This is a genomic window from Allobosea sp. BH3 (assembly GCF_025499465.1).
GTDB lineage: Bacteria > Pseudomonadota > Alphaproteobacteria > Rhizobiales > Beijerinckiaceae > Allobosea.
Window position 1 is genome coordinate 749,165 of the sequence record NZ_JAIMCA010000002.1, and the last position, 22,520, is coordinate 771,684.

The following is a 22,520-nucleotide window of genomic DNA, read 5'->3' on the forward strand; positions in this document are numbered from 1 at the left end:
CGGCCGGGAATAGTCTCGGTTCAGCGGAGCCCACCATGACCAGTGCCATATCCGGCTCATCGGCCGCCTATCAACGTCCCTCTCCCCTCGAAATGCTGAAGACCACGCTCGCAAGCCAGGTCAGCAGCGGTGCCGTTGCCTCCAGCGACCAGAGCGCGCTTTCCTCGGCGCTCGACAGCATCGATGCCAGCATGCGGTCCTCGCGCGGCAGCCAGTCCGCCAAGGAGTCCGGCGATCCCAAGTCGAAGATCGACGCCCTGATCGATGCGCAGGTGAGCGCAGGCAGCCTGACCAGCGACCAGGCGGAAGAGCTGCGCAGCGTGTTCTCGGCCGCCTTCGGCTCGGGGCCGCAAGGCGCGGGCGGGCCGCCCCCCGGCCCTCCGCCCGGCATGCCTCCGAGCGAGAGCGAGGAGGACGACGAGAGCACGGCTTCCGCCTCTTCGAGCCTCTCCGGCAACATCGACATCGCAGCGCTGCTGCAGGAACTCATGAAGAAGGTCGGCGAGACCAACGCCGCCTACACCGGCAGCGGCACGGCTTCCTCGACCGGCTCCGTCTCGTCCCTGTTCTACGACCAGGCTGTCTGAGCAGCGAGATCATGGTCGCGGTGCCAGAAGGCGCCGCGGCATGGCTCACTTGCGCGTCGCGAGCCCGAGGCTGCTGCAAAGCTCCGCCTCCCGCCTGCGCATGAAGCCGGCATAGTCGCGCAGATGGACGCCATCGCTGAAAGCGGCGCGCCCTCTCGCCCCATCCGGCGCTCCCCCGAACACATCGAGATACGTGCAGCGTGCCGGCTCGCATGACTGCGCGAGCAGGCTCGAATAGCGGGCCGCCGCCGACCTCGGAAACAGTGCGTCCTCCTTGTCCGCGACCGGCGGTATGGCGATCAGGGCTCGGCGCCCGCCCCATGTTGTGAGGCGCTGCTTCAAGGCGTCGAGGCCGGAGCGGAAGCGGCCTTCGGCCTCCCCGGTTTCCGGATTGCGCTTGGCCCAGATGTCGTTCGTGCCGACCACGAGCAGAACCGCTTCCGGCTCCCGCGGCGGCCTGATCTTCCGGGCGAGGTCGAGAACGTCGGCCACTGTCGCACCCGAGATGCCGGCATTCACCAGCGGCAAGCCGCAGAGCGTGGGCATGAACAGACGTTCCGCGTGGGAATCGCCCAGGATCACGAGATAGGAACCCTGGACCTGGTCGAGCTGGGACTGGATGGTCTTCAGTCGGACCTGGCGGAAACCCTCGAAGGCGGGCGGGGGACCGTCGCCCGGGCCCTGGCCATGCGCGACCCAACCCGCCGCGATCGCCGCCGACAACAGACACAGCGTAAGCGCCAGCAAGGGGAACGAGCCCAGTCCGCGACGCAGCAATCGTGGCCCACGCGCCATCGAGAAGACCGTGATCACAGCGGGCTGGCCATTGCCGCGAGCGAGCCGACGAAGGCGATCATCCGCGAGGCATAGGACCGGCGCCCTTCTTTCGGGGCTGCGATCTCGATTGGAGATTGCGGTGCGCGAAGCGAGACCGGGCGTGACGGCGGCAGCGCTGCGATTGCCTGAGGTATCATGTGCAGCTTGGCCGGTTGGCGGGCCGGCTTCGATGCCGGCGCAATGGCCTTGGCGGCGGCGACGCGAACGGGCTTGTCGGCGACGACATCGTCCCGCGCGTCGGGGTTGCCCGTCGCTGCCGAAGCGACCGCGAAACCCGGCTCGAAGGCAACCGACATGGCCCAGTCCGACTGCAGGAAGCTTGCGGCGAGACGGGAGGCCGCCGGCGCGGTTCCCGGCAACCTGTCGACGATCTTGCCGGATGGGCTGCGCTGCAAGGCGACCAGGCGAGGTTGCGAGGTGGCCGGCGCCTCGGTGATGGGCGCCAGGGCGGAACCGAGCAGCGCAAGGCCGGCCGCGGCCGAGGCCCAGGCGGCCGTTCGGCGATGATGAAGGATGAAAGAGAGCATGTTCGTCCCGTTCGTTGCTACGGGACTCTGTGCGGGCGGTCGGGCAGAATGCCGGCGCCAATATTTCCGAATGTTTCGGGCGGGTTGAAAGTTGTATGCGCCGTCAGGCCTTCGAACGCGGAGGGGCTGCCTGCCTCGGCAGGCTGATCCGCGCCAGCAGGCCATGGGGCTCGTTGTCATGCAGCGTCAGGCGCCCGCCATGGGCGACGGCGATCGACTGGGCAATGGCGAGGCCCAGCCCGAACCCTTCGGAGTCGAGCCGCCCGCGCGCCTCGTCGCCGCGCATGAAGGGCTCGAGCAGGCGCACACGATCAGCTTCCGGGATACCGGGCCCATCATCAGCGATCTCGACGACGAGTTCCTCCTCTTCGCGAAGGCGGATGCTGGCCTGCTTGCCGTAGCGCACGGCGTTCTCGACGAGGTTGGTCACGGCGCGTTCGAGTTGCTGCGCGCTGCCAATCACGACCACCCGGCGCGGGCCGTCAAAGTGGATGTCGTGGCCCATGTCGCCGAACTCGTCGGCGACGGTCTGCAGCAGGCTCGACAGGTCGACCGCGACGGGCTCCTCGCGCCGGTCGGCGTCGCGGAGATAGGAAAGAGCGCCCTGGACCATCGAGTCCATATGCTCCAGATCGCGGGTGAGCTGGCCGCGCAGCGTGGCATCCTCGATGAACTCGACCCTGAGGCGCATGCGCGTGATCGGCGTCCGCAGATCGTGGCTGATCGCCGCCAGCATCCGCGTGCGGTCCGCGAACATCGCATGGATGCGGTCCCTCAGCCTGTTCAGGGCGCGCGCTGCGGTCCGGACCTCCGCAGGCCCCTCCTCGCGAAGCGGCGACGGGTCCCGATCGATCGAGAATTCCTCGGCAGCGGCGGCAAAGCGCGCGAGCGGCGCGGTGATGCCGCGCGAGGCCCAGAGCGTCAGGGCGCCGATGTTGAGACCGAGGAGGATGATCGTCGAGAGCACCAGCACGGAGATCGGCCGCGGCGGCGCCTGTCCGAGCGGATCATCCAGAAGCTCGGCCTCCAGACCCGTGCCGTCCGGCAGGCCGATCAGGAATTTTCGAGGCGGCCCGCCCCTGCCCTGCGGTTGAGGCACAGCCTGAAAGCCGCTGCCGAGGCGCAGCGCCATCGCATCGGGATGAGGCTCCTGGGCGACTGACGGCGACGCCGCCGGGCCCTTCGCCGTCAGGCCGAAACGAAAGCGCTCATCGGCCCGGTTCGCGGCATCGACCACGCCCTGCCGCTGCTCCGGCGGCATCTGCGCGACAAGCCGGACCGTCGCCGCGACGACCTCGAAGACAGGCGGGCCCGGCCTGTTGCGGGGCGCCTGCAGGACGAAGGCCACGGACAAGATCAGATAGAGCAGGCCGATGACGCCGACGACCAGCAGCGCGATCTGGCTTCCGATTCCGGAGGGCAGGCGAAACAGGCGCGTCATTGCCGCTCGACAGCCGGGGTGAAGAGATAGCCGCCGGAACGGATCGTCTTGATCAGCTCGGGCTCGCGCGGCTCCCGCTCGATCTTCTGCCGCAGGCGGCTGATCAGGATGTCGATGCTGCGCTCGAAGGGCGCGGCCGTCCGGCCCTGCGTGAGATCGAGCAATATGTCGCGGGAGAGCACGCGGCCGGGCCGCTCGCAGAAGACGCGAAGCAGGTCGAACTCAGCGCCCGTCAGCGCGACGCGGACCTCGTCCGGGTTGCTCAGCTCGCGCTTGCCGGCGTTCAGCGTCCAGCCAAGGAAGATGAAGGAGCCGGCAGGCTCGGACGCATCGACCAGGCCCGGCCCCTGGCGGCGCAGCACGGCCCTTATGCGGGCCAGCAGCTCGCGCGGATTGAAGGGCTTGGCGAGGTAGTCGTCCGCGCCCATCTCCAGGCCGATGATCCTGTCCACGTCCTCGCTGCGGGCCGTCAGCATGATGATGGGCACCGCGGTGGCGAGCCGGAGGCGGCGGCAGATCGAAAGGCCGTCCTCGCCGGGCAGATTCAGATCGAGCACGATCAGGTCGAAGCGGCCGTCCCGCAACGCGCGGTCCATCTCCCGCCCATCGCGCGCGGTCGCGCTGCGCATCCCGTTCTGAGACAGGTAGCGGGCGACAAGCGCGCTGATCTCGCGGTCGTCCTCGACGATCAGGATATGCGACGATGCATTCACGGCCATGTCCAAAGCTTCAAGCGGTGCAAGCATATCGGAGCGCCGGTTCTCGTGCAGCCGTCATCGCGGGCCTGCGCCGTAGGTCACGCCATGGCAGGTCATCGCGCCGTCGCGGGCGACGCGCGCGCTCCCGATGCCCTGTTCGCGGCCCGTCACCGGGTCGCGATAGATCGCGCTGCGACAGGCAGCGACACTGTCCTCAGGCCCTGCCCCGAGGAAGCGGGCAAGCAGAATGACGGTCCAAAGGACTGCGAGAGCCCAGCAGATGGCCTCCCCCCGGCGCGGCCATGCCGGGCGGGCGGAGGTGTTCGAAGAAAGCGGGGAGGATGAAGCGGGATTCGACATGGCATTCCGGCGGCTGTGCAGCCAGCGGGGTAACCACCGCTTGTTTCCGCCATGCCGAACGGGTGTTTCCCGATGGTGTCATTTTGTTTCTGGCCGCGGGAATGCGGGCTCCGTCCGCCGCATCGACCGCAAGATCGGTCAAGACGACGGGCGCCGGATTGCCGATAGTGATCGGTATGGAGACCGGGCCCGCGAAGACCATCAAGGAGATCGTCACTTGGATAGAAGAGCACCTTGATGACGAGCTGAGCCTCGATGTCATCGCGGAGAAGGCGGGATATTCGCCGTATTACTTCTCCCGGATGTTCCTGGCCCACACCCGGCGCACGGTCATGGACTATGTCCGCGGCAGGAGATTGCTGGGAGGGGCCAGGCGCCTCCTCGCCGAACCCGGGCTGCGCCTCGTCGATCTCGCCTTCGATTGCGGCTTCGACTCGCAGGAAGCCTTCACGCGCGCCTTCAAACGCGTGTTCGGCACGACTCCCGCCCGTTTCCGCGACGGCTTTGCCGTCGAACCCATGGAAGGACAGTATCCGATGACCTCGACCGCCGAGAACACGACAGCCATCGAACGCCTGGGCGAACTCGTCAAACGCGACCGCTTCATCGTCGCCGGGCCGGCCAGACGCTTCGACGAGACGAACAAGGACGGGATTCCCCAGCTCTGGTCGCGCCTGATGGGAGCGCTGCCCTTGGAGGGACAGGTCAAGGGCTGCACAAGCTACGGCGTCGTTTCCGGCATCGACCGCGACGAGCGCACGATCAGCTACATGGCCGGTGTCGAGGTGGACGACAATGCAGCCCTGCCGGACGGCTTCGAGCGACAGGTCATCGAGCCCGCCACCTATGTCGTCTTTCGCCTCACCTTCGATGGCGGCCCGGTCCATCTGCAGATAGCGGAGGGCATCCGGCAGGTCTGGGGACATCTCATGCCCGAATCCGGCCTGACGCCGACGGGAACGCCCGATTTCGAATGCTACAATGATCTCAGGCCGCTGACTGCACCGGGGGCGACGATGGACTATTACGTGCCGGTTCAGGTCTGAGCACCGGAGATCGGGAACGCAGGCAGGGCCGCGCAGATATCCGAACGGGCTTGCGCGGCTCGCTCCCTCACGGGCGCCTCGGTGGCGCGCGCCGTTCATAAGCTGCCGGGCTCGCCGCCGCCCAACACTGGAAATTACCGAGGAAATCAGCCCCATTCTTCTCCGCTAATCTTACGTATATAAAACAATTGAGAGAGCGTCCTTAACGTCAATTTAAGCTGAAATCCGATAGATCGACGCGACCTATCCGACGAAAGCCGCCCTCTTGTCTAAATCTATTCTGAGATCCGGATTTATTGCATTCGGAGCGCTCGTTCTCGCCGGCTCGCAAAGCCTCGCCATCGAGGGGCAGCCCGAGCCCGAAGAGGCTGCCGTCTGCGACGATCTCGACGATGCGCCGACAGATGCCTTCGGCTTCACCGATTCCTCCGGCATCTCCGATCTCGGTCGCGGGAGCCTCGGCCTCACACTGGGCGGCAATGCCGGCGTCCGCGAAGGCCGCTCGCTCAACCGCAACGGCAACCTGCAGGGCTCCTACGGCCTGTTCCCCTGCCTTGAGGTCAGCGCATCGCTGTTCGGAGGCACCACCCGCTCCAAGGTGGCGACGGAGCGCCTGAAGGACCGCAGCTATGGCGGCGGCCTGGAAGCCAAATACCGGCTGCTCACCCATCGCGACCATGGGGTGGGACTGGCGCTGGGCGTCGAGACGGGGCTGGAGCGCAACCAGGACAGGTTCACGGGCCAGTTCTCCAGCTACAACACCGCCTTCAAGCTGCTGGCCGATCGCATCATCATCCCGGGTACGCTCTTCGGGGCGGTGAACGTCTCGCACAATCTGATCTGGAACGGCCCGGACCCTTATTCGCGCAGCTCGAACACCGCTTTCGGCGCCTCGCTCGCCTGGCAGGTCCGGGACGGCGTCTATCTCAGTGGCGAAGTGCGCCATCTGCGCCAGCAGAATTCGCTCGGCCTCGGCAACCATGCCGGCCATGCCACCTTCATGGGCCCCGGCATCTACTGGCAGGCGACGGAATCGCTCGCGATCTCTGTGGCCTACAATGTCCAGGTGGCCGGCCATGAGCGCGGGCGCGACCGCCCGCTCGACCTGACCAATTTCAGCCGCCACGTAGCTCAGCTCGATATCGGCTGGACGTTCTGATTTGGGCCGGGAAGCCCGGCGCTAAGCAGGCCAGCCCTCCCCGCTGCCGAAACGCGACGATACAGGAGGTTCCATGCTCTCGTCCTCTTTCGCGGAGATCCGCCCGGCTGGCGCGAAAAGCATCGGGCAGCTCTGCCGCAGCCTGGTCGCCGCCGTGCTCGTCGCGCTGCCCTGCCTCGAGCCGGCGAGGGCCGAAACCTCGCTGCCGAAGATCGAAGCCCTCATCCCCGAGCTGGAGAAGCAGATCGCCACCGGGTTGAAGGAATTCGGCGTCCCCGGGGCCTCCGTCGGGATCGTCTTCGACGACAAGCTGATCTACAGCAAGGGCTTCGGCGTCCGGACGGTCGGCAAGTCCGAGAGCGTCACCCCCGATACCCTCTTCCAGATCGGTTCGACGACAAAGGCCTTCCTCGCGGCCTCGCTCGCGCAGGCTGTCGATGCCGGCAGGTTGAAATGGACCGACCCCGTCATCGATCACCTGCCGGCCTTCCAGCTGGCCGATCCCTGGATCACGCGGGACTTCCGCATTCTCGACCTCGCCGCGCAGCGATCCGGCCTGACGGCCTATGTCAACGACAGCCTGGCCCTGCTGGGCTACGACAAAGACACGCTGATCCGCTCGCTGCGCGTAGCGCCGCAAACGGGGATTTTCCGTTCGGACTTCCGCTACCTGAACATTCCGCATGTCGTCGCCGGCGAGATCGTGGCCAAGGTCAACGGCGCGAACTCCTGGTTCGACTCGGTCAAGCGCAGTCTGCTCGATCCGCTCGGCATGACATCGACCAGCATGACGCCCGAAGCCATCGACCAGGCGGCCAACCACGCCGTGGGCCACAGGCCGGAGGGGCGCCCGCTCCCCATCCCGTTCCATTTCGCCTTCCCCTACTCCGTGGGGCCGGCCGGCGCCTTCAACTCCAATGTGAAAGACATGGCGCAGTGGCTGCGCCTGCATCTCGGGCGCGGCCAGTTCGACGGCAAGGTCCTCGTCTCCGAACAGAATCTCGACGTGACCTGGACACCACGCGTCGCGATGAACGAACGCCTGGCCTATGCCATGGGCTGGGTCGCCTCCGCCACGCCGAATGGCCGGATCATCTGGCACAATGGCGGGACCACCGGCTTCGGCGCCCATGTCGGCTTCCTGCCCGACCATAAGGTCGGGATCGTGATCCTCACCAATCTCGGCAACTCCTCGATGGCGGATTCGCTGGCGCAATGGTTCTACGACCGGGCCCTCGGCAATCCGCAGGTCGACAACATCGCGCTCGGCGCAGCAGCCGTGCGGGCGGGCGAGGAGCGTGAGCGCAAGGAACGCGTTTCCGGTCCGGCAGTCCCGCTGCCGGCCCGCGCAGCCGAGTTCGCCGGCAGCTACGCATCCCCCATTTTGGGGACCGCGACCGTCGCCATCGTCGACGGCAAGCTTCGGATGACGCTCGAGGAAACCGAAGCCGTCGTCGCGCTCGAGCCCGTCAAGGATGAGCCGAGTCTGTTCTCGGCAAGCCTCGCCCCGACGCCAGCCTTTGCACCCATCGTCGCCATGACCGGCGAGGCCTCGTTCACGCAGGTGCGCTTCGAGCGTGACGGCGCAGGACGCCCCGTCCTGCGCTGGCTGTCGCCGGAGCTTCCCCATGTCTTCACGCGCGAGCCGGGCCGATAGGCCCACGGCCCAGCGCCCAACCTGATGGTGGAAACATGAGCGTCCATTCCCGCTTCGCAATCCGGGCCGCCCTCTGCCTCGCCCTCTCGGCGACGGGTTCGGTGGCGATTGCCGCGCCGATCCTCGCCCCCATGCCGACGATCACCGCATGGGACGGCGTCGTGCCCGCGCGCAATCTGTTGCGCGGCTTCGCCGATTTCCTGAATGATGACGACGACAACTACGTCCACGACGACCATTACGACTGGCAGGCCTATCGCGACTCGACGTCCCGCAAGGACCGGATCCGCGATTATTACGAGATGCAGCGGGAAGCGCAGAAGGACTACTGGAAGCACCAGAAGGACGCGCAGAAGAAGATGATCAAGCAGCAGCGCGGCTGGTGAGCGGCGCTCAACTCCGCGCCGGGCGCGCCCAGGGGCGGCGCCGGTCGTCGGCGGCGGCATGGTCGGCGATCTGCGCGGCGAAGGAGCGGGTGACGTCGATGTCGTCCCAGCCGTTGAGCAACTGCTCCCGCCAGACCGCGTCCACCGTCAGGGCGGCGGAGCGATTACCCCAGCGCACATCCAGCGCCTCCAGATCGACGGTGACCTGAAGATCGGGCGTGGCCTGCACGGCTGCGAGCAGGTCCTCGATGTCGGCATCGTCGAGCACGCCCGGCAGAAGCCCGTTCTTGACGGCGTTCGAGGCGAAGATATCGCCGAAGGTGGGGGCGAGCACGACCCGGATGGCATGATCCGCCAGGGCATAGACGGCCGCCTCGCGCGAGGATCCGGAGCCGAAATTGCGCCGTGCGACCAGGATACCCGCCTCGCGCCATCCCGCCCGGTTCAGGGGAAAGTCCGGCCGCTCCGCGCCCGCCTCGTCGCGCCGCAGGTCATGCAGCAGAAAACCGCCATAGCCCTCCGAGCGCGGGCGCTTCATGAAGCGCGCCGGGATCAGCTGATCGGTATCGACATTGGCGAGGCCGAGCGGGCAGGCCGGCCCCGACACGATGCGCAAGGGCTTCAAGACCGGCCCTCCAGCAGCGGCCGCACATCGACGAGGCGCCCGGCGATGGCCGCGGCCGCCACCATGGCGGGCGACATCAGATGGGTGCGTGACCCCGGCCCCTGGCGACCACGGAAGTTCCGGTTGGTCGTCGAGGCGCAGCGTTCGCCTGCGGGCACGCTGTCTCCATTCATGCCGACGCACATCGAGCAGCCGGCCTCCACCCAGTCGAGCCCGGCAGAGCGGAAAATCCGGTCGAGCCCCTCCTCCTCCGCCTGCTGCTTGACGAGCGCGGAGCCGGGCGAGACCAGCCCCGGCACCGCGGCCTTGCGCCCGGCCAGGACGCTCGCAGCGGCGCGAAGATCCTCGATACGGGAATTGGTGCAGGAGCCGATGAAGACGCGGTCGATCGCGATGTCGCTGAGGCGCTGCCCCGCCCGCAGCCCCATATAGTCGAGCGCGGCGCGGATCGTCGCAGCGCGCGCCTCGTCGATCTCGCGCGAGGGGTCGGGCACGGCGGAATCGATCGGCAGCGCATCCTCGGGGCTCGTGCCCCAGGTCACGACCGGAGCGATCGTCGCGGCGTCGAGACGGATCTCGCGGTCGAACTCCGCATCGCTATCGCTCTTCAGAGCCCGCCAATCCTCGATGGCCCGGGCGAGTTCATCGCCCTTCGGCGCGAACGGGCGCCCCTCGATCCAGCGGAAGGTCGTTTCGTCCGGCGCGATCAGGCCGCAGCGGGCACCCGCCTCGATGGACATGTTGCACATGGTCATGCGCCCGGCCATCGGCAGGTCCCGCACGGCCGAGCCGGCATATTCGACGGCGTGGCCGCGCGCGCCATCGGCGCCGATGCGGGCGATGATCGCAAGGATGAAATCCTTGGCGCCGACGCCCGGAGCCGGGCGTCCGTCGACGCTGATCCGCATCCGCTTCGGCTTCTTCTGCCATAGCGTCTGCGTCATCAGCACATGCGCCACCTCGGAGGCGCCGATGCCGAAGGCGTAAGCGCCAAAGGCCCCGTGCGTCGAGGTGTGGCTGTCGCCGCAGACCATCGTCAGCCCCGGCAGCGTCAGCCCCTGCTCGGGGCCGACCACATGCACGATGCCCTGCCGCGGGTCCTTCATCCCGAACAGCTCGATGCCATGGCGCGTCGTGTTGGCTTCGAGATCGTCGATCATGCGCGCGATCTCGGGATTGGCGATGTGGTCGCGGTCGCGCGTCGGCACGTAGTGGTCGGCCACGCCGAAGGTCAGCCCGGGCTCGGCGACCACGCCATCACGCGCTGCGAGCTGCGCGAAGGCGTGGAAGGAGCCCTCATGCACGAGATGCCGGTCGATCCAGAGCAATGCGTCGCCGGATGGGCGCTCGACGATGACGTGGCTGTCCCACAGCCTGTCGAACAAGGTGCGCGGCGCGCTCCTTGCTTCCTGTTCCGCGGCTGCGAGCGATCCCGCCATGGCGACCTCCGATGCCTCCAAAAATAGCCATCGCGCGGCTTGACGCAAGTCAGTTGTTCTATACGCTAGACAACTAACTGTCCTGATATTCAGTCAACCCATTCGCTCGCAGGAGCGCGCTTGGACGCATCGCTCGAACCTCTGAAGGCCCGGCGCCTTGCCCTGCTGCTGCGCGAGCGCATCGCCAGCGGCGAGATCGCGCCCGGCTCGCGGCTGGCGAGCGAACCGGCACTGGCGCTGGAGCACGGCGTCTCGCGGGTGACGGTGCGGCGCGCGCTCGACAGCCTGGCGGCGGAGGGGCTGATCGACCGGCGCGTCGGCTCGGGGACCTTCGTGCGCGAGCCCGAGGCGCCGGCGCCGATCGTCGCCGACTTCGCCAATATGCTGACCCATCTCGTCGAGATGGGCCGGCGCACCGGCGTGCGCCTGATTTCCTTCGCTTACGCACAGCCGCCCGAGACCGTCGTGCAGGCGCTCGGACTGAAGCCCGGCGAGCGCACGCAGCGCTCGGTGCGTGTGCGCTTGATCGACGGCCACCCCTTCTCCTATCTCACCACCCATGTGCCGGAGCGCATCGGCCTGACCTATTCTGAAGCCGACCTCGCCAGCGTGCCGCTGCTGACCTTGCTGGAGCGTTCCGGCACCGTGGTCGAACGCGCGAACCAGACGATCAGCGCAACCCTCGCCAGCCCCGATGTCGCCGAGGCGCTGGGGCTCGAGATCGGCTCGCCGCTGCTCTCGCTGACGCGCATCGTGTTCGGGCCGGACGGACGGGGTGTCGAGCATCTGCACGCGCTCTACCGGCCGGACCGCTACGCGTTCCAGCTCGAGCTCGAGCGCGCTGGCAATGCCTCGGAGCGGCGCTGGTCGCCTGCGCCGGCCCGCGGGACGGGCAGCTGAGAGGCAGCAAACCCGAACAGGCAGAATGAGAATGCCGGCATCAGACCGGCGAACGACAGAGGAGAACGAGCTTTGACACAGAAGACGGAGATTTCCCGCCGCGGCCTTCTGGCCACGGCAGCAACCGGCGCAGCCGCCATCGCCATGCCGAGCCTCGTGCGAGCCCAGGCGCCCGCCATCAAGGTCGGCATCCTGCAGCCGGTGACCGGCGCCCTCGCCTATGACGGCCAACAGGGCCAGATCGGCGCGGAAGCGGCGATCAAGGCCATCAACGACGCCGGCGGCATCAAGGCGCTCGGCGGCGCCAAGCTCGAAATGGTCTTCGGTGACGCGCGCTCGACGCCCGAGGGCGGCACGGCCGAGGTCGAGCGCATGCAGGCGGAGGGCGTCGTCGCCGTCGTCGGCGGCTTCGCATCGCCGATCTGCCTTGCGGCCTCGCAGGCCGCGGCACGCTACGACCTGCCCTATATCGTCGATGTCGGCGTCGCCGATTCCATCGTCACCCGCGGGCTCAAGAACACGTTCCGCTTCGGCCCGGGCTTCGGCATGGTGACGAAGACGGCACTCGAAAACCTCGCCAAGCTCAACGAGGCGGCCGGCAAGCCGGCGAAGACCGTCGTGCTGGTGCATGAGGACGGCCTCTTCGGGTCGGGCCTCGCCAAGCTGATGCAGGCGGAGCTGCCGAAGATGGGGTTCGAGGTGCTCGACACCATCGCCCATCCGACGCCCGCGCGCGACATGTCGAACATCGCCCTGCAGATCCGCTCGAAGAACCCCGACCTCGTCATTCCATCGAGCTACTATGGCGAGTTCGCCCTGCTGGCGCGCACGATGCAGCAGCAACGCATCCGCCCGAAGGGCATCTATGCGGTGCTCAACGGCGCAGCTTCGAATTACCGCTTCGTCAAGGAATTCAACGAAGCCGCGCAGTTCGTCATGGACTGCAACCACTGGCATGATCCGCGCAAGCCCGTCGCCGAGGCCCTGCGCAAGCAGGTCGAGGCTTCCGGCAAGTTCTGGACCTACAACATTCCGCTGAACTACTCCTGCGTCGGCCTGCTGGCAGACGCCATCGAGAAGGCCGGTTCGACGGACAAGGCCAAGGTAACCGAGGCGCTCGCGAACTCGACCTACGCCGGTCACATCATGCCCTATGGCCCGACCAAATTCGTCAACGGCCAGAACCAGGGCGGCGCACCGGTGAACACCCAGATCCAGGGCGCCGACATCAAGGTGATCTTCCCCACCGACTTCGCCGACGCCAAGCCGGTCTTCCCGCGCCCAGCCTAAGGAAGCCGCAGCACGAACCGCCCCTTCTCCCCTTGCGGGAGAAGGGGCGCCGGCGAAGCCGGACATATGAGGGGCCCCTTGCCCCTCATATGGCGACATCTCATCTCGCGGCACGGAATGCGTCGCGAGACCCCTCATCCGGCCCATCGGGCCACCTTCTCCCGCAAGGGGAGAAGGGAGAAGCCAATCATGCTTGCACCCGACATCATTCTCGCGGCCGTGCTCAACGGGCTGATGACCGGCTCCATCTACGCCCTGGTCGCGCTCGGGCTGACGCTCGTCTACGGCGTGCTGCACATCATCAACTTCGCCCATGGCGCAACGCTGACCGCGGCGATGTTCGCCGCCTATGTGGCGCAGACCGCGCTCGGCATCGATCCCTATCTCGCCCTGCTGCCCGTGACGCTGCTCTTCTTCGTGCTGGGCTATGCCGTGCAGCGCTTCGTGATCGGCCCGGCAAGCCATGGCGAAGATCGCAACATATTGCTGGTCACGCTCGGGCTTTCGATCGTGATCGAGAACGCGATGCTCGCGATCTTCCGGTCCGATACGCGCTCGATCGACGTACCCTATGCCTTCGAATCGATCGATCTCGGCTTCACCTTTCTGGCCGTGCCACGCGTGGCGGCCTTCGGCGTCGCGCTCATCGTCGCGCTCCTGCTCGGCTTCCTGCTGCGCGCGACCGATACGGGCCGCGCCATCCGGGCCGTCGCGCGGGAGAAGACCGGCGCAGCGCTCGCCGGCATCGATGTCCCCCATATCTACGCCGTGACCTTCGGGCTGGGCGCGGCCAGCGTCGCCATCGCCGCCTGCCTGCTGATGCCGACCTTCTATGTCACGCCGCGCGCCGGCAACGCCTTCGTGCTGGTGGCGTTCACCATCGTCGTCCTCGGCGGCATGGGCTCGATCCCCGGCGCCCTGCTCGGCGCCCTCTTCATCGGCGTGGTCGAAAGCCTGTGCGGGTTGTTCCTCGGCGAGAGCCTCGGCCAGATCGGCATCTTCCTGATCTTCATCCTGGTGCTTCTGGTGAAGCCGACCGGCCTGTTCGGAGCGCGCGCATGATCCGCGCCTATGGCCCTGCAATCGTCCTCATCGCCGCCGCCGCGCTCGTGCCTTTCGCGATCACGGCGAACACCGTCCTGAATTTCATTGTCTTCGCGCTCATCATCGCGCTCGCGGCCCAGGGCTGGAACGTACTCGGCGGGCTCGCCGGCCAGTTCTCCTTCGGCCATGCGGCGTTCTTCGGCAGCGGCGCCTATACGACGGCACTTCTGCAGACGCATTGGGGCGTCAACGCCTGGGTCGCCTTCGCGCTGAGTATCCTGCTGGCCGGCGCCGTCGGCTGGATCATCGGCTTCCTGAGCTTCCGCTCGGGATTGCGCGGCTCCTATTTCGCGCTGGTGACGCTCGCCTTCGCCGAGGTCCTGCGCATTCTCGCGAACGCATCGACGTTCACCGGCGGCGCGGCCGGGACGCTGGTGAAACTGGACATGGGGCCTGCGAACTTCCAGTTCGCCAGCCGCGCCGCCTTCGTCTGGATCGCGCTCGCCCTCGTCGGCTTCGTGCTCATCGCGACCATCGCGATCATGCGCTCGCGCTTCGGCGCCTGGCTGACGGCGGTGCGCGAGAACGAGGACGCGGCGCGCGCGCTCGGCGTCGACACGCTCGCGGTCAAGCTCAAGGCGATCACGCTCTCGGCCGCGATCACCGGCGCTGCCGGCGCGCTCTATGTGCAGTATTATCTCTATCTGGACGCGAGCATCGCCTATGGACCCTGGATTTCGATCGAGGCCCTTGTCGCGCCGATCGTCGGCGGCATCGGAACGGCTTTCGGCCCGATCCTCGGCGCTGCCGCCCTGCACGGCTTCGGCGAACTGACCAAGCTCTTTGCCGGCGGCATCCCCGGCATCGACCTGGTGCTCTACGGCCTGCTGCTGATCGCCACCATCGCCTTCGCGCCGGACGGCATCATGGGCCTGCTGAAGCGACTCGCGAGCGTGTTCGACCGCCGGAGGACTCGCTGATGCTCTCGGTTCAATCGGTCACCAAACGCTTCGGCGGGTTGGTCGCGGTCGATTCCGCCAGCCTCGATGTCGCGCAGGGCTCGATCGCCGGGCTGATCGGCCCCAACGGCGCCGGAAAGACCACGCTCTTCACGCTGGTCGCCGGCTTCGAGAAGCCGAGCTCCGGCACGGTCTCCTTCGCCGGGCAGGATGTGACGGCGCTGCCCGCACATGAGCGGGCAGCGCTCGGCATCGCGCGCACCTTCCAGATCGTGCAGCCCTTCGCCGGGCTCTCCGTGGTCGAGAACATCGCGGTCGGCGCCTATCTACGGCATCCGGCCCGCGCCGATGCTCAGGCGAAGGCACGGGCCGTCGCCGATCTGGTGGGGCTCGGCGGTCAGCTCGAGCAGTCTGCCGCGGCGTTGACGGTCGCCGGCCGCAAGCGGCTGGAACTCGCCCGCGCGCTCGCGACCGAGCCGCGGCTGCTGCTGCTCGACGAGGTGCTCGCCGGCCTCAATCCTTCCGAAATCCGGGACATGATCCCCGTCATCCGCAACATCCGCGATCGCGGCGTGACGATCCTGATGGTCGAACACGTCATGCAGGCAGTGATGAGCCTGTGCGAGCACATCCATGTGCTGGCACAGGGCAAAATCATCGCGCAGGGCAAGCCGGCCGAGATCGCCAGCGACCCGGCCGTGATCGAGGCCTATCTCGGCCAGGGCGCCGCCAAGCGCCTGCAGGCCAAGCCGGCTGGAGGCGCCGATGCTTGAGGTGAAAGGCCTCGTCGCGGGCTATGGCGGCACGGAGGTGCTGCGCGGCATCGACCTTTCGGTCGGCGCCGGCGAGATCGTCGCCGTGCTCGGCGCCAACGGCGTCGGCAAGACGACGCTCAACCGCGCCCTCTCCGGCCTGATCAAACCGCGCGCCGGCTCGATCCGCTTCGAGGAGACCGAGATCGGCGGGCTCAAGCCGGCCGCAATCGTCTCCGCCGGGCTGATCCATGTGCCGGAAGGGCGCCGCATCTTCCCCAATATGAGCGTGCGCGACAATCTCGTGCTCGGCAGCTACCGGCGCGGCAAGCCGGGGCGGCAGGCCAATCTGGAGCGGATCTTCACGCTGTTTCCGCGCCTGCGCGAGCGGGCGACGCAGGCGGCCGGAACGCTGTCCGGCGGCGAGCAGCAGATGCTCGCCATCGGCCGCGGGCTGATGGGCGAGCCCCGCCTGCTGATCCTCGACGAGCCCTCGTTGGGGCTCTCGCCGCTGCTGGTCGAGGAGATGTTCGCGCTCGTCGCCCGCATCGCGGCCGATGGGCTCGCGGTGCTGCTTGTCGAGCAGAACGTCGTCCAGTCGCTGGAACTCGCCGCCCGCGCCTATGTCCTCGAGAACGGCCGCATCGTCGTCTCCGGCCAGGCCAAGGACATCGCCGCCGATCCTGCCCTCAAGCACGCCTATCTCGGATTGTGAGGTCGCCATGACGGTCCATCTCCAGGCGGAACCCGTGATGCAACGGCCGGCCACGCCGGCCTGGCTCGAACAGCTGGCGGCCTTCTGCGCCGATCTGCGCTTCGAGGCGCTGCCAGAACCGGTCGTTGCCCGCACCCTGCAGGTGATCGGCGACTCGATCGCCGCCATCGCGGCCGGCGCGCAGGAACCTGAAACGATTGCGCTGGTACAGCGCATGGCCGCGACCGACGACGCGAACGGAGCCGCCGTGATCGGCAGCGGCCGGCGCACCGCGCCTCCGCTGGCCGCGTTCCTGAACGGCACCGCCGGCACGATGCTGGAGCTCGACGAGGGCAACCAGTTCTGCCGCGGCCATCCCGGCATCCATGTCGTGCCGGCCGTGCTCGCCGCCGCGCGCGGGCTGAAGGCGAGCGGCCGCGACCTCGTGACCGCCGTGGCGCTCGGCTACGAGATCGGCGCGCGCATCGGCATCGCCTCGAAGCTGCGCATCACGATGCACCCGCACGGCACCTGGGGGACGGTCGGGGCGGCGGTCGCCATCGCCTGGCTCAACCGGCGCGATGCGGCCACGATGATCGAGACGATCAACGTCGCCTCCTCGCTCGGCCTATCGACCAGCCGCCGCACGATGCTGGAGGGCGGCACGGTCCGCAACAGCTTCGCCGGCTTCTCCAACCAGATCGGGCTGATGGTTGGCGATCTGGTGGCCGCCGGCTTCACAGGCGAGGCCGATGGGCTCGGCACGGTCTATGGAACCGTCATCGCCGATGACTGGCGCCCGGAGGAGATGGTCGCCGATCTCGGCGTTCGCTGGGAGATCGCCCGCAACTATTTCAAGCGCCATGCCTGCTGCCGCTACAATCACGGCTCTCTGGATGCGCTGGCGCGGATCGTCGCCGGCGAAGGCGGGAAGATCGCGCCCGACGCGATCGCGCGTATCGATGTGGCGACCTATGTCTGGGCGGCCCAGCTCGCCGGCCAGGAGCCGCACAACATGCTGGCGGCGAAGTTCTCGCTGCCCTTCTCGATCGCGACGACCATCGTGCATGGTGCAGCGACGGTGCCGGCCTTCCGCGAGCCTGCCCGCACCGATGAGACCATCCGCGATCTTGCGCGGCGCGTGTTCGTACGCGAGGACCCCGAAGCGACCGCGAAGCTGCCCGGCCTTCGTCCCGCTCTCGTGACCATCACCCTCACTGATGGCCGCGTCCTGGAGGCGCAGGCCCTGACCAATCGGGGCGACACGGAAGACCCCTACACCCCGGCCGAAGTGCGCCAGAAATTCTTCGATCTCACCGAACCCGTCTGGGGGCAGTCGCATGCCGAAGCCATCATCGCCGCCGTCGACGGCCTGATCGACAGCGACCGGATCGACCCACTCGACACCTTGCTGGCCGCGCAGCCGGCAACCAGGACCTGATCCAATGACAATCCAGTCGCTCAAGGCCCGCTTCGGCAGGCCGGACATCGTTCTCGCACCGGGCGTCTATGACGCGCTCACGGCCTCGCTCGCCGAGGCGGCCGGCTTCGAAGCGCTCTACGTCTCCGGCGCGTCGATCGCCTATACGCATCTCGGTCGGCCCGATATCGGCCTCGTCTCGATGGCGGAGGTCGCCGAGACCATCACCATGATCCGCGATCGTGTGGCGGCGCCCCTGATCGTCGATGCCGATACCGGCTATGGCAACGCGCTGAACATGCAGCGCACCATGCGCCTGTTCGAGCGCGCCGGCGCCAATGCGCTGCAGATCGAGGACCAGAGCTTCCCGAAGCGCTGCGGCCACCTCTCCGACAAGAGCGTGATCCCGCTGTCGGAGATGGTCGGTAAGATCAAGGCTGCCGCCGATGCGCGGTCCTCGGCCGAGACGCTGATCATCGCGCGCACAGATGCCATCGCGGTCGAGGGCTTCGACAAGGCGATCGAACGCGCGCGAGCCTATGCCGAGGCGGGCGCGGACCTGCTTTTCGTCGAGGCGCCAGGCTCCGCCGAGGAGCTGTCGCGCGTCACCAGAGAGCTCGGAGGGATCGTTCCGCTCATGGCGAACATGGTCGAAGGCGGGCGCACGCCGATCAAATCGGCGCAGGCGCTCGAGGAAATCGGCTTCTCGCTGGTGATCTTCCCCGGCGGCATCGTGCGCGCGCTCGCCCGGGCCGCGCAGGATTTTTACGCCAGCCTGCACGCCAACGGCACGACCGACCCGTTCCGCGACCGCATGTTCGATTTCGACCAGCTCAACGCCGTGATCGGCACGCCGCAGGTGATCGCCGCCGGCAGGGCCTATGAGGGTAAGCCGTGACCACCGCGCTCGATCCCGTCACGCTCGCGGTCCTGAAGGGACGCCTCGAGCAGATCGCCAACGAGATGGACGCGACGCTCTACCGCTCCGCCTTCAACCCGATCATCGCCGAGGCCCATGACGCGTGCCACGGCCTCTACCACGCGACGACCGGCGACACGCTGGTGCAGGGCACATCGGGGCTGCCGATCTTCGTCGGCGCCATGGCTTTCGCCGTGCGCGCCGTGATCGCGCGCGTCGCAGCAGGTGCTGCGAACCAGCCCGGCGATACCTGGCTCTTCAACGACCCCTATGAAGGCGGCACGCATCTCAACGATATGCGGCTCGTCCGGCCGATCTTCCGCGACGGCGAGCTGTTCTGCTGGCTCGCCTCGGTCGGGCACTGGCTCGATGTCGGCGGCAACGTGCCCGGCAACTTCAACGCGCGTGCCACCGAGAGCTTCCAGGAAGGCTTCCGTGTCCCGCCGGTCAAGCTGATCCGCGGGGGCGAGTTCCAGCCCGACATCGTCGAGATCCTCAACGCCAATTCGCGCCTGCCGCAATCGAACTGGGGGGATCTCAACGGCCAGCTCAACGCGCTCGATTTGGGCGAGCAGCGGCTTGCGGCGCTGCTGGACGAATACGGCGTCGAGACCGTCTCGACGGCCCTCGACGGCTTCAGCGCCCGCGCCGAAGCCTTGATGCGGGCCGAGATCGCCGCCCTGCCCGATGGCCACTACGTCTTCGACGATTTCCTCGACAATGACGGCATCAGCGACGAGCCGCTGAAGATCGCGCTCGACCTGACGATCGCCGGCGACGCGATGACGCTGGATTTCTCGCGCTCGGCACCGCCCTGCCGCGGCCCGCTGAACATCGCCTATTCGACGGCGGTCGCCTGCTGCTACGTCGCGCTCAAGCACATCTTTCCGCATGTGCCCGCCAATGCCGGCGTGCTGAAGCCGATCACCTTCATTATCCCGGAGACGACGCTGCTCGGCGTCAAAGCGCCGAAACCCGTCGGCGGCTACACCGAAACGATCCTGCGGGTGATCGACACCGTCTTCGGCGCCTTCGCTTCCATCGCGCCCGAGCGGGCCAATGGCTCGCCTTATGCGACGATCAATGCGCTCTCGCTCGCTGGCCATCGCGACGATGGCGGGCGCTATGTGATGTTCTCCTTCTTCGGCGGCGGCCTCGGCGGCAACCCGGAGGGCGACGGACTCAACCACGGCAACAACCCGATCTCGACGGCAACCATCCCGCCGGCCGAGATCCTGGAGGCGGCCTATCCGGTGATGTTCACGCAATGGGCGCTGCGGCCGGATTCGGCCGGGCCGGGGCGCCATCGTGGCGGCTGCGGCGCGATCTACGAGATCGAGGCGCTTGCCGCCGGCGGGGCCGATGTCTTCCTGCTCGGGGAGCGTGGCAAGTTCCCGCCCTTCGGCGTCGTCGGCGGGCAGGCTGCCGCGACCAACCGCTTCATCTACGACACGGCTGACGGGCCGAAATCGCCGCCGCTGGTGACGAAGATCGCCGACATCCATATCGCGAAGGGCCAGCGCGTCAGGCTCGAAAGCCCCGGAGGCGGCGGTTACGGCCCGCCACGCGAGCGTGAGCCGGCCAGCGTCGCCCGCGACGTGGCGAACGGCTATGTGAGCGCCAAGGCGGCGCGAGAGATTTATCGCGTCGCGCTCGACGCATCCGGCGCCGTCGATGCGACGGCGACCGCAGCACTGCGTTCGGAAGCTCCCTGATGACTGCGACCTCCACGCCCAAGGCCGTCGTCGGCGTCGATGTCGGCGGCACCTTCACCGACCTGTTCTGGTTCGACGAGGCGGCCAAGCGCTTCCGCACCGCCAAGGTCCCGTCCCAGCGTGGGGACGAGGCCAAGGGCTTCATCGCCGGGCTCTCAACCTTCGGGCCGGTCGCCGGACTCTCATCGATCGTGCACGGCACGACCGTCGGGACCAACGCTCTGCTCGAGCGCAAGGGCGCCCGTGTCGGCGTCATCACCACGCCGGGCTTCCGCGATGCGCTCGAAATGCGCCGCCGCGACCGGCGCCAGACCTGGGGGCTCTGGGGCGATTTCACGCCGGCCGCCTCTCGCGACTGCCGGCTGGAGGTGCCCGAGCGCACGCTCGCGGACGGCACGATCCGCACCGCGGTCGATCTCGACGCCGTGCGCGCCGCCACGCGAGACCTTGTCGGCAAGGGCTGCGAGGCGCTGGCGATCATCTTCATCAACGCCTATGCGAACCCGCAGAACGAACGCGCCGCTCTCGAAGCCGCACGCGAAATCTGGCCGAACGAGCACATCGCCTGCTCTTCGGCGATCCTGCCGGAGATCCGCGAGTTCGAGCGAGCCTCGACCACGGCTCTCAACGCCACGCTGCAGCCCGTCGTCGGTTCCTATCTCGGCCGGCTCGAGGATGCGCTGGCAGCCGACGGCTTCGTCGGGCGCTTCCACATCGTTCAGTCGAACGGCGGCGTGATGTCGACGGCGACGGCCCGGCGCCTGCCGGTCCGCACCGCGCTGTCCGGGCCGGCCGCCGGCGTCATCGCCGCAGCGGCCATCGCACGCGCGGCGGGTCATCCGGACATCATCACCGGAGACCTCGGCGGCACCTCCTTCGACGTCTCGCTGATCGCGGGTGGGCAGGCGGCGCTTGCCGCCCAGACCACCATCGACTTCGGCATGGTGATCCGCACGCCGATGATCGAGATCACCACGATCGGTGCCGGCGGCGGCTCCATCGCCCGCGTCGATGCCGGCGGTTTGCTCGAAGTCGGCCCCGAGAGCGCCGGCTCCCGACCCGGCCCGGTCTGCTACGGGCAGGGCAACACCCGGCCGACGCTGACCGACGCCAATCTCGTGCTCGGTCGCATCGACGGCTCCAAGCCGCTCGGCACGCTGCAGAGGCTCGATGTCGAAGCGGCGCGTGCAGCCATCGCCAAGGAGATCGCCGAGCCGCTGGGCCTCGACGTCATGGCGGCGGCGGAAGCGATCGTGAAGATCGCCAATGCCCGCATGGCCGGCGCAATCCGGCTCGTCTCCATCGAGCGCGGGCATGATCCGTCGCGCTTCATGGCGATGCCCTTCGGTGGCGGCGGCGCGCTGCATGCCGGCGCCCTGATCAAGGAGGTGGGCCTGAAGGGCGCGCTGGTTCCGCGCTTCCCGGGCGTGACCTCGGCGCTGGGCTGCGTCATCGCCGACATCCGGCACGACGGCGTCCAGACGCTCAACCTGATGCTGGACGGCCTCGACGCCGGCGCCCTCGACACGCGCATGGTCGAGGCCGGGCGCGAGGCGCACGCCGTCGTCGCGGATGCCGGCCTCTCGGTCGAGCGCATCGATGTGCTCTACGAGCTCGACATGCATTATCTCGGGCAGACGCACACGGTTTCGGTGCCGCTGCCGGTAACGCTCGGCGCGGAGGGAACGGGCGTCACGGCCGAGATCATCCGAGAGGCGTTCGAGGCCGCCTATGGCGCGGCCTTCAGCCGCCTGCTGCCAGGCATTCCCGTGCGCATCGTCACGCTGCGCAGCGCCGCTATCGGCAGGCGCCCGGCCTTCGATCTCGCGGCGCTCGCGCCCGAGGCCGGCGCCAGCCTCACCGACGCCCGCCGCGGCGCGCGCCAAGTCTATCTCGACGGCGCCTGGCATGAAACGGCGATCTGGTCGCGCCTCGACATTCCCGTCGGCAGCTGGATCGAAGGGCCGGCGATCCTGGAGCAGCCGGACGCGACCATCCTGCTCGACCCGGGCCTCGGCGCCGAGGTCGATGCCTTCGGCAACCTCGTGATCGTCAGGAGCTGACC

General features: G+C 68.0%; 21 protein-coding genes. 15 read left to right on the forward strand and 6 right to left on the reverse strand.

All coding sequences use genetic code 11. The features are described from left to right. Nucleotides 1–35 precede the first annotated feature (35 nt). Nucleotides 36–587: a hypothetical protein gene (locus BoBH3_RS08555; RefSeq protein WP_262330336.1), complete on the forward strand. Its 552-nt coding sequence runs from the start codon at nucleotides 36–38 to the stop codon at nucleotides 585–587. A 45-nt stretch (nucleotides 588–632) separates the two neighbouring features. Here the strand turns inward: BoBH3_RS08555 and BoBH3_RS08560 are convergent, their stop codons facing one another. The 4 genes from BoBH3_RS08560 to BoBH3_RS08575 all read right to left on the reverse strand — a co-directional run bounded on the left by BoBH3_RS08560 (nucleotide 633) and on the right by BoBH3_RS08575 (nucleotide 4,111). Further along, entirely contained in the window at nucleotides 633–1,310 is a 678-nt protein-coding gene (locus BoBH3_RS08560; RefSeq protein WP_262330337.1) for an SGNH/GDSL hydrolase family protein, read from the reverse strand. Nucleotides 1,311–1,396: 86 nt separating this feature from the next. Further along, nucleotides 1,397–1,951 carry a hypothetical protein gene (locus BoBH3_RS08565; RefSeq protein ID WP_262330338.1) on the reverse strand — a complete coding sequence of 185 codons (555 nt, stop codon included), beginning with the start codon at nucleotides 1,949–1,951 and terminating at the stop codon, nucleotides 1,397–1,399. 103 nt (nucleotides 1,952–2,054) lie between these two features. After that, on the reverse strand, nucleotides 2,055–3,392 hold the full coding sequence (locus tag BoBH3_RS08570) for an ATP-binding protein (protein ID WP_262330339.1): 1,338 nt from the start codon (nucleotides 3,390–3,392) through the stop codon (nucleotides 2,055–2,057). Then, a complete protein-coding gene (locus BoBH3_RS08575; protein ID WP_262330340.1) occupies nucleotides 3,389–4,111 on the reverse strand; it encodes a response regulator in 723 nt (240 codons plus the stop codon). The genes BoBH3_RS08570 and BoBH3_RS08575 overlap by 4 nt, the downstream gene beginning before the upstream one ends. A gap of 515 nt (nucleotides 4,112–4,626) precedes the next feature. On the opposite strand from BoBH3_RS08575, the gene BoBH3_RS08580 reads away from it, so the two are divergent. From BoBH3_RS08580 to BoBH3_RS08595, 4 genes are all read left to right on the forward strand, one after another. Next, on the forward strand, nucleotides 4,627–5,496 hold the full coding sequence (locus BoBH3_RS08580; protein ID WP_262330341.1) for an AraC family transcriptional regulator: 870 nt from the start codon (nucleotides 4,627–4,629) through the stop codon (nucleotides 5,494–5,496). Nucleotides 5,497–5,761: 265 nt separating this feature from the next. Next, nucleotides 5,762–6,655: a hypothetical protein gene (locus tag BoBH3_RS08585; RefSeq protein ID WP_262330342.1), complete on the forward strand. Its 894-nt coding sequence runs from the start codon at nucleotides 5,762–5,764 to the stop codon at nucleotides 6,653–6,655. A 73-nt stretch (nucleotides 6,656–6,728) separates the two neighbouring features. Further along, nucleotides 6,729–8,312, forward strand: a complete 1,584-nt coding sequence (locus BoBH3_RS08590) for a serine hydrolase domain-containing protein (RefSeq protein WP_262330343.1) — start codon at nucleotides 6,729–6,731, stop codon at nucleotides 8,310–8,312. A gap of 35 nt (nucleotides 8,313–8,347) precedes the next feature. Then, nucleotides 8,348–8,698, forward strand: coding sequence for a hypothetical protein (locus BoBH3_RS08595; protein ID WP_262330344.1), 351 nt, complete (start codon nucleotides 8,348–8,350; stop codon nucleotides 8,696–8,698). 7 nt (nucleotides 8,699–8,705) lie between these two features. Here BoBH3_RS08595 and leuD read toward each other — a convergent pair whose 3' ends face one another. Further along, a complete protein-coding gene (leuD, locus tag BoBH3_RS08600) occupies nucleotides 8,706–9,323 on the reverse strand; it encodes a 3-isopropylmalate dehydratase small subunit (protein ID WP_262330345.1) in 618 nt (205 codons plus the stop codon). Beyond that, nucleotides 9,320–10,762 carry a 3-isopropylmalate dehydratase large subunit gene (leuC, locus tag BoBH3_RS08605; RefSeq protein ID WP_262330346.1) on the reverse strand — a complete coding sequence of 481 codons (1,443 nt, stop codon included), beginning with the start codon at nucleotides 10,760–10,762 and terminating at the stop codon, nucleotides 9,320–9,322. Before leuC ends, leuD begins: the two co-directional genes overlap by 4 nt. A gap of 120 nt (nucleotides 10,763–10,882) precedes the next feature. Between leuC and BoBH3_RS08610 the strand changes: the two genes are divergently transcribed. From BoBH3_RS08610 to BoBH3_RS08655, 10 genes are all read left to right on the forward strand, one after another. Beyond that, nucleotides 10,883–11,662 (forward strand): GntR family transcriptional regulator, encoded by a 780-nt coding sequence (locus BoBH3_RS08610; RefSeq protein WP_262330347.1) that lies wholly within the window; start codon nucleotides 10,883–10,885, stop codon nucleotides 11,660–11,662. Nucleotides 11,663–11,734: 72 nt separating this feature from the next. Next, nucleotides 11,735–12,952: an ABC transporter substrate-binding protein gene (locus BoBH3_RS08615; RefSeq protein ID WP_262330348.1), complete on the forward strand. Its 1,218-nt coding sequence runs from the start codon at nucleotides 11,735–11,737 to the stop codon at nucleotides 12,950–12,952. A 189-nt stretch (nucleotides 12,953–13,141) separates the two neighbouring features. Then, entirely contained in the window at nucleotides 13,142–14,014 is an 873-nt protein-coding gene (locus BoBH3_RS08620; protein WP_262330349.1) for a branched-chain amino acid ABC transporter permease, read from the forward strand. Then, the gene (locus BoBH3_RS08625) at nucleotides 14,011–14,976 is read left to right on the forward strand and encodes a branched-chain amino acid ABC transporter permease (RefSeq protein WP_262330350.1); all 966 of its coding nucleotides are present in this window, start codon (nucleotides 14,011–14,013) and stop codon (nucleotides 14,974–14,976) included. Before BoBH3_RS08620 ends, BoBH3_RS08625 begins: the two co-directional genes overlap by 4 nt. After that, complete coding sequence (locus BoBH3_RS08630) at nucleotides 14,976–15,728, forward strand: ABC transporter ATP-binding protein (protein WP_262330351.1); 753 nt, start codon at nucleotides 14,976–14,978, stop codon at nucleotides 15,726–15,728. Before BoBH3_RS08625 ends, BoBH3_RS08630 begins: the two co-directional genes overlap by 1 nt. Then, the gene (locus BoBH3_RS08635; RefSeq protein ID WP_262330352.1) at nucleotides 15,721–16,422 is read left to right on the forward strand and encodes an ABC transporter ATP-binding protein; all 702 of its coding nucleotides are present in this window, start codon (nucleotides 15,721–15,723) and stop codon (nucleotides 16,420–16,422) included. Before BoBH3_RS08630 ends, BoBH3_RS08635 begins: the two co-directional genes overlap by 8 nt. A 7-nt stretch (nucleotides 16,423–16,429) precedes the next feature. Then, complete coding sequence (locus BoBH3_RS08640; RefSeq protein ID WP_262330353.1) at nucleotides 16,430–17,842, forward strand: MmgE/PrpD family protein; 1,413 nt, start codon at nucleotides 16,430–16,432, stop codon at nucleotides 17,840–17,842. A 4-nt stretch (nucleotides 17,843–17,846) separates the two neighbouring features. Beyond that, entirely contained in the window at nucleotides 17,847–18,719 is an 873-nt protein-coding gene (locus BoBH3_RS08645; RefSeq protein WP_262330354.1) for an isocitrate lyase/PEP mutase family protein, read from the forward strand. After that, entirely contained in the window at nucleotides 18,716–20,455 is a 1,740-nt protein-coding gene (locus BoBH3_RS08650; RefSeq protein ID WP_262330355.1) for a hydantoinase B/oxoprolinase family protein, read from the forward strand. Before BoBH3_RS08645 ends, BoBH3_RS08650 begins: the two co-directional genes overlap by 4 nt. Beyond that, complete coding sequence (locus BoBH3_RS08655) at nucleotides 20,455–22,518, forward strand: hydantoinase/oxoprolinase family protein (protein WP_262330356.1); 2,064 nt, start codon at nucleotides 20,455–20,457, stop codon at nucleotides 22,516–22,518. Before BoBH3_RS08650 ends, BoBH3_RS08655 begins: the two co-directional genes overlap by 1 nt. Nucleotides 22,519–22,520 lie beyond the last annotated feature (2 nt).

Excerpts from the sequence above, each read along its gene's own strand:
- BoBH3_RS08555 (WP_262330336.1), top strand. The coding sequence starts at position 36 with ATGACCAGTGCCATATCCGGCTCATCGGCCGCCTATCAACGTCCCTCT.
- BoBH3_RS08565 (WP_262330338.1), bottom strand. The coding sequence starts at position 1,951 with ATGCTCTCTTTCATCCTTCATCATCGCCGAACGGCCGCCTGGGCCTCG.
- BoBH3_RS08570 (WP_262330339.1), bottom strand. The coding sequence starts at position 3,392 with ATGACGCGCCTGTTTCGCCTGCCCTCCGGAATCGGAAGCCAGATCGCG.
- BoBH3_RS08575 (WP_262330340.1), bottom strand. The coding sequence starts at position 4,111 with ATGGCCGTGAATGCATCGTCGCATATCCTGATCGTCGAGGACGACCGC.
- BoBH3_RS08580 (WP_262330341.1), top strand. The coding sequence starts at position 4,627 with ATGGAGACCGGGCCCGCGAAGACCATCAAGGAGATCGTCACTTGGATA.
- BoBH3_RS08590 (WP_262330343.1), top strand. The coding sequence starts at position 6,729 with ATGCTCTCGTCCTCTTTCGCGGAGATCCGCCCGGCTGGCGCGAAAAGC.
- BoBH3_RS08595 (WP_262330344.1), top strand. The coding sequence starts at position 8,348 with ATGAGCGTCCATTCCCGCTTCGCAATCCGGGCCGCCCTCTGCCTCGCC.
- leuC (WP_262330346.1), bottom strand. The coding sequence starts at position 10,762 with ATGGCGGGATCGCTCGCAGCCGCGGAACAGGAAGCAAGGAGCGCGCCG.
- BoBH3_RS08620 (WP_262330349.1), top strand. The coding sequence starts at position 13,142 with ATGCTTGCACCCGACATCATTCTCGCGGCCGTGCTCAACGGGCTGATG.
- BoBH3_RS08625 (WP_262330350.1), top strand. The coding sequence starts at position 14,011 with ATGATCCGCGCCTATGGCCCTGCAATCGTCCTCATCGCCGCCGCCGCG.
- BoBH3_RS08630 (WP_262330351.1), top strand. The coding sequence starts at position 14,976 with ATGCTCTCGGTTCAATCGGTCACCAAACGCTTCGGCGGGTTGGTCGCG.
- BoBH3_RS08635 (WP_262330352.1), top strand. The coding sequence starts at position 15,721 with ATGCTTGAGGTGAAAGGCCTCGTCGCGGGCTATGGCGGCACGGAGGTG.
- BoBH3_RS08640 (WP_262330353.1), top strand. The coding sequence starts at position 16,430 with ATGACGGTCCATCTCCAGGCGGAACCCGTGATGCAACGGCCGGCCACG.
- BoBH3_RS08645 (WP_262330354.1), top strand. The coding sequence starts at position 17,847 with ATGACAATCCAGTCGCTCAAGGCCCGCTTCGGCAGGCCGGACATCGTT.
- BoBH3_RS08655 (WP_262330356.1), top strand. The coding sequence starts at position 20,455 with ATGACTGCGACCTCCACGCCCAAGGCCGTCGTCGGCGTCGATGTCGGC.